General features: G+C 63.3%; 5 protein-coding genes. 2 read left to right on the top strand and 3 right to left on the bottom strand.

Going from position 1 to position 12731, the window contains the following annotated elements; all coding sequences use genetic code 11:
- Positions 1-4: 4 nt before the first annotated feature.
- The gene (locus FHS48_RS18505) at positions 5-1363 is read left to right on the top strand and encodes an ATP-binding protein (RefSeq protein ID WP_184265954.1); all 1359 of its coding nucleotides are present in this window, start codon (positions 5-7) and stop codon (positions 1361-1363) included.
- Between the two features lie 36 nt (positions 1364-1399).
- Here FHS48_RS18505 and FHS48_RS18500 read toward each other — a convergent pair whose 3' ends face one another.
- The 3 genes from FHS48_RS18500 to FHS48_RS18490 are packed head-to-tail and all read right to left on the bottom strand — an operon-like array spanning position 1400 to position 12010.
- Positions 1400-7654 (bottom strand): macro domain-containing protein, encoded by a 6255-nt coding sequence (locus FHS48_RS18500; RefSeq protein ID WP_184265951.1) that lies wholly within the window; start codon positions 7652-7654, stop codon positions 1400-1402.
- Between the two features lies 1 nt (position 7655).
- Positions 7656-8570, bottom strand: coding sequence for a glycosyltransferase family 9 protein (locus FHS48_RS18495; RefSeq protein ID WP_184265949.1), 915 nt, complete (start codon positions 8568-8570; stop codon positions 7656-7658).
- Complete coding sequence (locus FHS48_RS18490) at positions 8567-12010, bottom strand: glycosyltransferase (RefSeq protein WP_184265946.1); 3444 nt, start codon at positions 12008-12010, stop codon at positions 8567-8569. The genes FHS48_RS18495 and FHS48_RS18490 overlap by 4 nt, the downstream gene beginning before the upstream one ends.
- A gap of 231 nt (positions 12011-12241) precedes the next feature.
- Here FHS48_RS18490 and FHS48_RS18485 point away from each other — a divergent pair, with 231 nt between their 5' ends.
- Positions 12242-12487 carry a type II toxin-antitoxin system HicB family antitoxin gene (locus tag FHS48_RS18485; protein WP_184265943.1) on the top strand — a complete coding sequence of 82 codons (246 nt, stop codon included), beginning with the start codon at positions 12242-12244 and terminating at the stop codon, positions 12485-12487.
- The last annotated feature ends 244 nt before the right edge of the window (positions 12488-12731 follow it).

Below are 12731 nucleotides of genomic sequence, written 5' to 3'. Positions count from 1 at the left end.
GCCCATGAGCCATGACCTCAGTGCCGCCAATGCCCATGTCCTGCGTCAGGAAATCGACTGGTTCCGGTTGGTGCGGGACCGCCGGTTCGCCGCGCATACGGGCGAGATACCGGATCTGGCCGTTGCCGATGCGCTGGAGGCCCCGCCGGATCTGCCCATCTATGGGGCTTATGCCGATCTGGTGCGCCGTCATGGCCTGACCCCGGCGGAGCGGCTGGTGCTGATTCTGGCTTTGATCCCTGAAGTGCGGCCAAAGTCTCTGGACCTGTTCCTGCTGCATAATCAGTCGATTGGCCGCCGCTTCACCGAATTCGGCGGGATTGTCGGCCACAATCACGGCGGCCTGATCCCCACCGTGGAAACGGCCCTGTTTCTGCTGGCCGGTGACGATCTCGCCGCCCGCCTGCACCATCGTCGGCTGTTTGAGCCTGACCGGCCGCTGTTGGCTGCCGATCTGGTGGCGCTGGATCACCGCCAGCCCGGGGAACCTGCGCAGGCGGCGGTGTTGCGGGTTTCGGCCCGCCATCTGGACCGCATCCTGACCGGGCTGGACCGTGACCCGCCGCCATCGCCCGACTTTCCGGCGCAGCGGTTGACCACACCATTGGACTGGTCTGATCTTGTGCTGGACAGCGCCACCCTGACCGCCATCGAGGATATCCGGGCCTGGATCAGGCATCACGAAACCATGATGCAGGACTGGGGGCTGGGGCGGCGCCTGAAGCCCGGCTATCGCAGCCTGTTCTATGGTCCGCCCGGCACCGGGAAGACCTTGACCGCCAGCCTGCTGGGCAAGGCCACCGGTATGCCGGTCTATCGCGTCGATCTGTCGATGGTGGTGTCCAAATGGATTGGCGAGACCGAAAAAAATCTGGCGCGGCTGTTCGATCAGGCACAGCAGCAGCATTGGGTGCTGTTTTTCGACGAGGCTGATGCCCTGTTCGGCAAGCGTACGGAAACCCGCAGTTCCAATGACCGCTCCGCCAATCAGCAGGTGGCCTATCTGCTGCAACGGATCGAGGAGTATCCCGGCATTGTCATTCTGGCCACCAACCTGCGCGGCAATCTGGACGAGGCGTTTTTACGGCGGTTCCAGTCGGTGATCTATTTCCGCATGCCGGGGGTGCAGGAGCGGTTGCGCCTGTGGCGCGAGATGTTTGTGGGCCAGCCCTTTGTTCTGGCCGCCGACATTGACCTTCCGGCCATCGCCGGAGAGTTTGAAATGTCCGCCGGCAGCATCCTGAACGTGCTGCGCCACGCCTGCCTGCAAGCGGTGCGCCGCACCCCCCAACAGGTGCAGCGGCAGGATGTTTATGACGGCATCCGGGCCGAGCGGTTGAAGGAAAACCGCTCAAACAGCTGACGGGGTATGTCTTGCCGCAAGACGGGGTGCTCCGTTTCAGTCAAACCTGTCTTCTTTTGTGGTGTGGGATCCCCCAGTGTTCAGTTTCCTCTTCTTTATTTTATACCGTGCTCCGTCATAGTCGTCTTCCTCGTCATCATGGTCATACTCTTCGTAATCCTCTTCCTCATCGTCTTCTTCATCGTCATAGGAATCGTAACCGTCTGCGCCTTCAGGGAACTCCTCGATCGTATCGTCGTCGTCTTCCGTCACGGATCCGTCGGTGTTGTCTTCCCCTTCGTCCATCATCAGGCGCTGTGGCGTCGTTGCGTCCATTTTTGGCGAGATTGCCGGGGGGCGGCCCGGGAAATTGTTGAAGATCAGTCTGGCTGGCAGCCACCCCTTCCACTCCAGGAGCGGTGATGTCAGCAACCGCTGGATTTCATCCAGAATAATCTGGGCGGTCTGGTTGGCATCGCCGCCAAACAGGCCGCCACTGATATTGGTGAAGATGACGCTGTGCAGCTTTGCTTCGGCGGCCCTGTCCAGCACGCTGCGGACGGTGTTGCGCAGCACCTGTTCGAAATTTTTGTTACCGGCCCGTGGCCCGACAGCATGGATGATCCGGGAGATACCCCGAAAGTATAGATCGCCGGAGGAGGCGCTGATGGCTTCGCCGGCGGCGATGGTCTTCCGGCCGCTGTTTTTCTGCCATTCCTCAATGGCCGTATGGCGGTTGGGCTTGCGGCTGAAGAGACCCGTTCCCTCTTCGGCAAAGATGGCGCCATCAATGCCGCCGCCGCCCATGAGACTTTCATTGGCGGCATTCACCAATCCGACGGCGTCACCAGACTTGGCCGTAGGGTCCACCTTGCGCAGGGTAAAGGGACCATGCCTGCCGCCGAACATGTGGTCTGAATAAATGGTCTGAACGCCCGTCAGGGCGGGGCGGGCGAAGTTGACCGTCATGGTCTTGCCGGAGGTGCTGACATCGGGCCTGTCGACAGTGCGGTCCTCTGGGCGGTCCTCTGGGCGGTCCTCCGGTTTCTTGCTGCCGTCACTTTCCTCTTCGATTTTATTGTGGCGCCGGTCGGTGTCATCGGCCAGATCATAGGCCCCCAGTGCCGTGGACATGGCGCTCCAGTGGGCGTAGGTGTGGCGGAACATGCCAGCCTCCACCGGTGCCCGGTCGCGGAACAGGTAATGGGCGTCGTACAGGGCCATGAAACGTTCGGTCAGGGCGTTGCCGTTCAAGTGTTCCAGCACCCTCCCGCGGGGCAGGCGGCGGAAATACAGCAGGTTTTCCGGCCCACGGCTGCGGCCCTCCACCACGTCCAGCTGACGCAGGGTGGCCAGTTCGCCGTCATTGAAGCCAGCGGCGCTGGCTGAACCGGCACTGGCCAGTCCCTCGTCCCGCCCGATGATGCCATGGCCATAGTCGCGGAATACGGTCAGGGCGATGCCCAGCCGTCCGGACAGGGCCTGCAATTCCGGGCCACCGGCCCAGACGCCGCTGGTGCGCATGTGGTTCTGGTAGGCAGCCATGCCATCGCGGTTGAACCAGGCCAGATACTCCGCCCGGTTGGCGTCGATGGCCCGGTCGATGATCTGTTCCTGCGTCCGGGCATCCTGTCCGGCGCAGCTGGCGGCAAGGGCGGCGGTGATGTTGGCACCGGTGGTGCGAAGATAGGTCTGGATTTCTTCGGCACCGTGCTCGAACAGATCGCTGGACCGGTGCCAGGGCACGCCGATGGCCGTATAGACATGGCCGCGTAATTCGTCGATGAATTCCTCGGCCATCTGCGCCCGCAGGTCCGGGCGGGCCCCCAGCGCCGTTACCGCCAGCTGGCGAAGCGGATCGTTGAGGGACTGTTCAATCCGCCGCGCCGCCTGAGGGTCGTGTTGTGTCTGTTTCGCCAGTTCCAGCAGCCGTTTCATATCGGGTGCCTGTCCGCCCAGGGCCTCGGCCACCTGTTCCTGTGGCAGGCGGTCTTGGGCGATCAGCCCGGCGATGACCTGAGAAATACCGTTGAACGAACAGTTGTTGTCATGGCCCGAGGTCTGCCACGCGGTGTACTCCCTGCCACGGGCGCTGAAAGTCCGTTCGATCCGACCGGATGATACTTTGGAGCCGGATGCCTTGGACCCGGATGCCGTGGACGGGAAAGAGGCCGTGCCCGTCCCGCGGGGCCCCACCATGGGGGTGGAGTCCACCGGTGCCGCCAGAATCGGCTTGCCCAGCCGATCGGTGCCATCACGAAGGTTGTAGGCCCCCTGACCCGTGCTGGCGGCGCTCCAATGGGCGCGGGCGCGGTGGCGGAACATGCCGATTTCCACCATGTCCGGTGGGTCCCCGCTACGGTCGTCCGGCCCTTCGTCCCGACCGATCACGCCGCCGCCATAGTCGCGGAAGAGGGTCAGGCGTACCCCCAGAACCCGCGCCAGCGCCTGCAATTCCGGTGCTCCGCCCCAGACCCCCTCGGTGGCCATATGCTCGAAATAAGCCGGGAGGACGTCGTTGCGGAAATTCATCTCGATATCGGTTTGGTACTTGGTGAAGGCCGCATCGACGATCTTTTCCTGCTCGTCCGGCGTCTTGCCATCGCAGTCCGGTTTGATCTGCCTGAGCAACGCCTCGGCCTTGGTCTCCATCAAGGCCGTCACCGTAGACCGCTGATCGCTGAACAGGTCACCACGCCCCTGTGGCCGACCCGTCAGACGCAGCATCACCAGACCGCGCAGCTCCCCGATATATTCCTGCTCCATTTGCAACTGGATATCCAAGGCACCACGCAAGGCCCCTACCGCAGCCATACGCAGGGCCGGAGACAGGATCTGTTCTACGGCTACGGCCTGCCGGGGATCAGTTTGGGCGGTTTTCGCGGCGGCCGCCGCTTCCTCCACCACCTTCTCCGGCAGCGTGACGGCCTTGGCCAGATGGCCAGCCGTCATCTGGCCCTGGGCGACCAGCCCGGCCAGAACCAGCGCCATGCCATTGAACGAGCAATTGTTATTGCCTGTGGTGCGCCACGCGGCATAGGTCCGGTTGTCACGGCGGAAGGTGCCTTCCACCGGCATCGTGCGGTCCTGCATCCCCCGGTGCAGGTGCCTCTCCAAGAATTGCGGCAATTTCGCCCGCCAGGGGTGCGGCTGGGTCATATCGGCTGCCGTATCGCTGGCCAGATTGAACTGGCCCCCTTCGGAGGTCTTCAGGGTTGACCAGTGGCCCGCCTCGCTGCGGTGCAGCCCGAGAATGGGCGCTTCCAGATCCATGGCGGTGCTGCTGGCCTTGGTGCCGGTTTTGTCCACGGTCAAGGTGGTTAGGCGCAGGCCCAGCAGATCGGCGAGGGCCCCGGCGAGGGCCGGGCCGTTATTGTCCAGCTCTTTGGGGTCCAGTTTAACCTTGCCCTTGCGGACGAGGGTGGTCAGGTGCGCCCGCAGGGCCGGCGCCAAGATGCGCTGAACCGCCCGCAGATTGGCGGCAGGTGCCTGATGGGCGGCATGGGGGGCCAGCCGCTCCAGTTGGTCAACGGGGATAGTGGGCAGTCTGTCAGCGACGTCGGCAGCCTTCAGGCTGCCATTGGCGATCATCCCGGCAACACCGGCGGCAACGGCGTTATAAAGATTATCCCCACCGCGAACCGTCTCCTGAATCAGATAATCGCGGGAGCCATGGGTGACCGTTGCTTCGGTGCTGACCGTTTTCTCGCTGCGGGCATGACGGATCATGTCGGCGACCGTGGTGACATTTTTGCCGTCTTTTCCCTTGGCGGGCAGAGTTTGCCAGGCCGGATTGCTGTGGGCACCAATTTTTCTGGTGTGCCAGTCCGCCAGAATACGGTCGCCACCCGCCTTCATCAGCAGCGGGAAGGCCACACGCAGGGTGCGTTCCCAGCGCAGGATCGCCCGGGTGGCGTTTTCCCAGCTCAGGCCGGGATGGCCGATATCGGCATCCAGCAGATTGGCCGCCGCCGCAATCACCTCTTCCGGCGTGTTATACAGGCGCCCATGCAGCATCAGCATGATTTCATTCTGGCGCAGAATCTGGATGTAATGTCCCTCGGAGTTGCCCTTGGGCGGCTTGGAGTAAGTGCTGCTGGCCGAGCTTTGATCCAGACGCAGATATTCCACGGTGGCGCCTGCCGCCTCCTTGACCCAGTCCGACTGGGACCGCGCACTTCCCATCAGTGACCGCAGATGGTCAGCGCACCTGGCGGCGGTCTTGTCGCCGTCATGGGCCAGTTCGTCAAAGCCTTGTAACAGGTACGCCAGCAGGTTGGTCAGAGGCTGGTGGGAAAAGCCGAGAATAGCGGCCCGCACCAGGGTCCAGGCCACGGTATGGGACATCTGGCTGCTGCCGAATTGGGTGTCCAGCCGGGCTTCGCCGATATGCAGGAGGCCAATGGACAGGTCATCAGCCAGAAACAGGTCAGGCAGGGCGGCACGGTTTTCCCCTGACCGTGCGCCGGTGGGGGTGTTCAGGGGGTCCAGCCGGATCTGTATGGCCTGATCGGTGGCATGCAGATCGCCGAAGCTGCTTTTGCTGCCGCTCTTGTCCCCGGATTTTCCCTTGGCGAAATTCGGGTCTTTCAGTTGGTTCAGCCAGTCCTGGACCGTATTGCTCTGGCCGCTGACATGTTGCTTTTTCGGCAGCGGTTTTGACAGAACGACTTTTGCCAGATCGCCGTCAATTTTTCCCATGATCAGCGGATAAGCGAGGTGCAGCATTCTGTGCCAATGCAGGAGGATCTTCACATAGTCCTCTTGGGGGACTTTAAAATTCAGATCCATCAGCATCTGCGCGTCTTGTACGGGGGTCGGCGCACCTTTGAAGAATTTGCTCCGTTCCGTGCCAAAATTATCCGCGTAGAACTTTTTCAGGTCCGTGCCGCTGTCCTTCTTCAGGGCTGCCTCCGCCGTGCGCAGGCGGCGCAGGGCATCCTGCTCGCCCCGGTTCTTGGCCTTGCCTTTGGCATAAACAGCAGTGCGGCTGAGGTGATAGATGACCTGATAGCGGTACAGCAACTCCGCCAGAACGCTGTTCCATGTCCCCAAGGGTATGGCTTCGCTGGTGTACTGTTCGATCAGGTCATCCGGCAGAAGCTGCTCCACCGCATGTCGGGCGCCTTCTTCTTTTTCGCTGTCGGCCCGCAGTTCGGCGAACTCAGCGGCCAGAAACCTGATCAATGCGGAAACCGGTCTGGTTTCAAAGCTTTCCAAGGCCGTACGGATCAGGGAAAAAGCAACGCTGTGGCTTTTCTGTGCGTCGCCATACCGGGTGGGGACGCGCTCGCCGGACATGACCAGAGTTTCGATGGTCAGGTCGTCAGCGGCATATTTGCCGTTCTGGTGCGGCTGATCCGGTACGACCGAAACCATGAAGGCCAGATTTGGCTTCTTTTTTTCCTGAGCGTTCCGCTTCTTGCCCGGCGGTGGCGCGATAAAGGCATAGCGCTCTTTTTCCGGCTTATTGGCGAACTCCAGCCTGTCGTCCTCGTCTGAATCGCTGTCGTCGTCGAAGTCTTCGTCGCCCATATCCAGCGGCTCTTCGGCTTCCTTGCCTTCCGAACTCCGGTGTTCGTCCTTGGTCAGGTCCTTTTTCAGACGTTCCTGATCGTCCTCCTCATCCACGGGAAGCGGCTGGTTGTCGCTGAGCCGGACCCAGATGCGGTAGCCGTCGGTGATGCGTTCCATCAGGCGGCGGTCTGCCAGACTGTGAACGGACCGGTATTTATGGTCGGTGTCCTTATCCTTCCATTCCTGACCGTCTTGGGCAAAAACCCCCTGAAGGACGGGATTGGCAAGGGGGGATGCGGGGGCCAGCGGCGGCAGATCGCCGCCGTCCAGCCCGCTCCTCAGGGCCCGTTGACCCATGATATCGGCTTCGCTTTCCAGCGCAGGGTCTTGGTTCACCATGCTCCCGGCGAACTGTGTCTGACCCGGCACGCGCCCCTGCTTCTGCTGGGCCACATGCCAGGCTTCATGCGGTAGGTGGTGTTCCTGACCGGGGGCCAGATGAATGTGATTGCCACGGGCAAAGGCCTCGGCGGACAGCCGGGCCGGATCCGGCGAGCCGTAATGCACGGTGACGTCATCCATGGATTGGCGTGACAGCCGCTCGACACCCCGCTTCAATTGAACAGGCAGGCCGCCGTGTCCGTTCAGGGCCTGCCCCATGCGGGCGAGCCCCTGGGCGTGGGTCCCCCCATTGAGTTTGCCGCTCAGATCATGGGATTGCTCTGTGCCGCTGCTCCTCTCTGCCGTGATGGCGGCGGAGTGCGCTGCCGGTTTGTGGGCTTCGGCTTTTTCCACCTCATGCTCCTTCCAGCAAGGCGGTGACGGCAGCCGCCACCGTGTCCACGGATAAGTGATGCAGGCAGTCCACGCGCTGGCGGCAGGCTGCCAGCCTGCTGCGGAACCAGCAGGGCTCACAGGACAGTCCCGCACGCAGCACGGTCACATTATCGGCCATGGCCCCCAGGGTGACATGGGGAGTGGGGCCGAACAGCAACAGGGTCGGCACGCCGACGGCTGCGGCGATGTGGCCAAGGCCGCTGTCATTGGCCACCACCGTTCCCGCCGCTGCCAGCAGCGCCGCTGTTTCAGTCAGTGACCTCTGGCCGATGAAGGTCCGTGCATGGTCGGGAAAGTGCATGGCTGAACCATCATGGCGGAACAGGTCATCCGGGGTTCCAACCACGGCGACATGGGCAAAACGCTGTGCCAGCTCGGGGAAGTAGGGCCACCGCTTGGCCGCCATTTCTCCGGTCTTGCATCCCGGTGCCAGCACCACGGTGTGCGGTCCGATGCCCTGACGGGTATCCGGGGCGACCGGCAGAAAACAGGATGGTGCAGCCTGCACAGCGCAGTTCAGACTGCGGGCAAAAGACAGGTAATAGGCTTGCTCATCAGCGTAGAACGCCGTGTTCGGCGGGCGCGGCACCAGATTACGCTGGTGGGCATACAGGCGGGCATAGCGCGGCCAATAGAACGGCGGGATCGCCGGGATCACCCGGTCGTATCCGCCCCCCCGCAGCAGGGCGGAAAGCCCCCCCGTATGCACGGCCCGCAGGCTGCCCCATGCCGCGAACAGCCCGGCGGTGTCGCCATAGTCGCCGTCAACCAGCAGGTCCACCTCATGCCCGGCGCGGGCCAGCACCTGCAACAGCGGTGTGGCCAGCACGATATTGCCGACGCCAGAGGCCAGATGGACCAGCAGGCGGCTCATGGCTGCGCCGATCCCGAGGCCCGCAGAAACACCTGCCATCCCATCCGGCGCGGCAGGGGATGGGCGCGGGCGGCCGTCTGGGCCGGATGGGGGACCCAGCCACACCCGGCAAACAGGTCCTCCCACCAATGGGCGGGGCGCAGGGTGACCCGGCTTTGGTCCCGGTCCCCATCAAGGGCGGTGGTGTCCTCTCCGTCAGGGGGGATGGCGATGACCGCGAACAGGGTTTTGCCCCGGCCTGCCGCCCGGCTGAGAAAAGTGCGGCACTGATCCTCGGTCAGCTTTTCGAGCAGGGACATGGCGGTGATCAGGTCGTAGGAGCGATCGAACACCACGTCATCGACGCCCGCCAGACTCAGGTGGGGCTGTGCCATCGGATCGGCCCGGTCGATCGCCCAGGGACTGTGATCGAACCCCCAGGCCTGCCGTCCGGCCTGCCGCAGGGTTCGCACCAGAAAGCCCTTGGCACAGCCGGCATCCAGCACGGTGACAGTGTCGGGCAGAAGTTCGGTCAAATAGGCCGCAGTATCCTGAAAGACCCCGGCGAACAGCTTCCAGTGATAGCCTTGTGACCAGTTGCTGGTGCGGCCATGCTCGAAATAATTGGCATCGTACCATGCGCCGGGAATGGGCGCGGCAGTCTTGCCGACAGGTTCTGTCCCGTCCGCTTTCAGGATGGGGTCGGCGGTCAGCAGGGCGGTCAGCTCAGGCGCACCGCCCTTGCGGGCCAGCAGCTCGGTCAGGCGTGCCTTGGCCCTCTGGCCGATGGCGTCCAGCGAGAAACGCAGGTTAATCTGCTCCGCCGCCGTCCGCGCCTTGGCAGCCGCCGCGTCACGGTTGTCATGGATCTGCCGCAGCACTTCGGCGGCATGGGCGACATCGGCCCGGGCCCACTTCATGCGCCGGGTGTAATAGGTATAAGGCTGGGTGACTGCGGCAGGATGGTGCCGCACCGGTGGGTGGGCTTCGCTGTCCAGAAAATCGGCGGGGCCGGAATAATGGGGGGCCACCACCGGTTTTCCCCGGCATGCTGCCTCAAACAGCGGATACCCCCAGCCTTCGCCCCGGTGGAGGGACAGATAGCAGTCGCCCCGCTCATGCAGGGCTGCCAGTTCCGCGTCGCTCCAACCGGTACAGCACAGGATCACCCGTCCCTCTGATCCGGTCTTTTTCCGGGCCTGTTCCAGAGAACGGGCTGCGGCTTTTGCGGCAGCTCCGCTGGTCTTCAGCACCAGAACCGCGTCGTCGGTTTCGGGAAACGCGGTTAAAAAGGCCTCCAGCATTGCATCCGGGTCTTTGCGTTCCTGCCACTCGAACACCGAATAACAGACCCAATCCTCTGGCCCGATCTCCGCGATCGGCAGTGCTGCCGGGTCCACCGTGGGAGTCCGGGCATGGGGGAGCAGAAAGGGCTCGGCCTTCAAGGCCCGCCCGAACACCTCCACATTGAAACGGCAGGGCAGCCAGACATCCCCGGCATGGGACAGGGCTGGCCGCCAGGTCTGCGGCATGGTGTCGGTTTCCCAAACCGTCATGGCGATGACGTCCTGCGGCCTGAAGGGAAAGGCCCGCTGTGCCCATTGCGGCGGAATGCCGTGGAACAGTTGGAAGTCCGCCTGTGGATCGCGGCCGAGCAGAGATCTGACGAGCGGGTCATCCACTTGGGCCGGCTTGACCCCGAGATCGACCACCGACAGCCTGATCCCCGCCCGGTGCAGGGCATGCACATAGGTCCGCGCCGCCTGACCATAGCCGCTGGCATCGAACATGTAGCCATAATAATTGACGGAAATGGGTGGCATGGACTCCTCGTTCCTGACAGGGGCGGGCGGTTGCGGATGGCTCAGGGCGGTTGTGACCCGGGTGGCCACCGCGTCGGCGGTCAGGCTTTTCAGACACTCCAGATGGTGGCTGCAATCCTTACGCCCCCACGATCGCCGACGGCAGGCCGCCTCGCAGGGTAAGCCCTTGGTGATGGAGGTCATGGAGGGCACCGGCATCGCTTCCCGCGCTGGGCTGGTGATGCCGAAAATGCCAAAGGTCGGTATGCCCAGAGCGGCCCCGAGATGCATCAGCCCGGAGTCGTTGGAAACCAGAGCCGCGCACTGACTGAGCAGCGCGGCGGTGTCGGGCAGATCCAGCGCCCCCGCAAAGATGCGGGCGTGGGCGGGCCACTGAAAGGGTTGCCGGAAATAGGTGCCGCCCGTCTCCAGATCTTCGGCGGTGCCGACCACAGCCACATGGGGAAAGCGGGCGGCAAGCTGGTCGAACCCGTGCCAGCGTTTCCACGGCCAGCCGGGCTTGCAGCCGGGATGCAGGGCGATGGTTCCGGTCGGCAGGTCAAAGCGCCGTTCGGATGGCCGGGCGAATGGCAAGGGCAGGGGGCCATGCCAGCCCAGGCTTTGGGCCAGTTCTGCCACGCAGGCGCTGTCGCCATGGCGGTTCCATCGCGCCGGATCGAACCGCAGGGTGCTGACCGTGCCTCGGATGCCGGTCAGGCCGGGTGCACCAAAGCTGTTGTACAGGACAACACCATACTCCCGTCGGGGGACAGCGCGGGCGGCCTTGCCGGGTGACGACACCCACAGATCCCGAATTTCCGGGGCACCGCGCAGCAGGTCCGCCACTCCGGGATAATCTGCCAGCAACAGCACATCCACCTCGTGCCCCAGTTGGTGCAGCACCCGGATCAGAGGCGTCGTGCGCAGAATGTCACCGATTCCGCCCCCGGCCACCAGCATGGCGCCGCCAGCCTGAGAGGAGGGCGCGGGACCGGGGTTCGGTGCCGCCGTCTGCTTCAGCGCCTGTACCTGCTCAAAGGGCTTCGGATGCCATAAGGGGGCGCGCGTTTGCTTCGGGCTGGTATTGTCGGCATGGACGCGGCCAATGAAAAAGCCGGTTTCCGGTAATACGGCGATGCGGGCCGCACCGGCATCCTGCACAAAACGGCTGTCTTCGCCCACATGGATGGGGCGGAACGGGTTCGCCTGCCAATAGTCCCGCCGGAAACATAAGGTGGCACCGCAAACCCAGCGGTCCCGGTCGGCAGGGTAGACATACTGCCAGGCGCGGCGGCGCTCCTCGTCCATGAAATAAACCCGGTCGATACCGCAAATGTCGGCATCACTGTTGCGCAAGGCATCCACCTGATAGCGGATGCGCCAGGGCGCGTACCAGTCATCGTCATCCCAATGCAGCAGAAATTCGCCCCGTGCTTCGGCGCAGGCCCGGTTGCGCAACTGTCCCAGCGGCTGACCGGGCTGTTCCCGCACATAGCGGATGGCGGGATCGTCCGGTAACAGATCGGCCACCGGCTGGGCGCCGTTATCCAGAACGATCAGTTCTTTCGAGGGCCAATCCTGAGCCTGAAACAGGCGGATGGCCTGAGGCAGGAATGCCCGTCGCCCCGATGTGGGCATGATGCAAGAGGCCAGTGGCACGGACATCATCCTTGGGCTGCGTTCGCGGGGCTAAGTTTCCGGGAAATATTATTATTTTTCGTCCTAAGGTAGAGATGGTATCTTATGTTTGCTTCCTGTCAACGTGAGCAATCGCCTCAAGGGCGACTCTGACTGGGATTGATGATGTGACGACCAACCGTAGCGCAGGGTTGGCGGACGCAGCTCTTGCCGTGTTGCGGGCGGATAACCGTTAATCGCTGGAGAAGGCAGATGCTCTATTACGGTATTCTGGACGGATCGGGTGAGGTCTGGGGCGTCCGCATCCCGGACCTTCCGGGGTGTCATGGTGGTGGAGCAACGGCCGCGGCCGCCATAGCCGACGCCTTGACGGCTGCGGCGGAGTGGATCGGTGACGGTGAAGCCCCGCAGCCCCGCCCGATGGTTGAGGTGGTGGCGCTGGCTGAGGCGGGGGACGTTGTTGTGATGGTTCCGGTCCAGCGTGATGCCGGTTTGTGACATACGGTAAACCGGCCTGACCGGGCGCGGGTTTGCGGCGGGTTTGGGCGCAAGTGCCGAGAAAAGAGTCATTTTTTTGAAAATAGTGTTTGACGGTTCTGTGTTGGGGACCTATAAAGCGCCTCCCGACGACGCGGGCCGCAGCGAAGAGCTGGTGGGGAGCGTCGTTGGAAGTCACCTTGGTGGCGCCGCTGTTAGACAAGTGAAGAGAGGGAAGGGATACGTGGGTATCTGGCCGGACGAA

It is taken from the genome of Novispirillum itersonii (assembly GCF_014205675.1).
GTDB lineage: Bacteria > Pseudomonadota > Alphaproteobacteria > Rhodospirillales > Rhodospirillaceae > Novispirillum > Novispirillum itersonii_A.
Note: the sequence above shows the minus strand (reverse complement) of the source record. Positions and strands in the feature narration are given on the sequence as shown.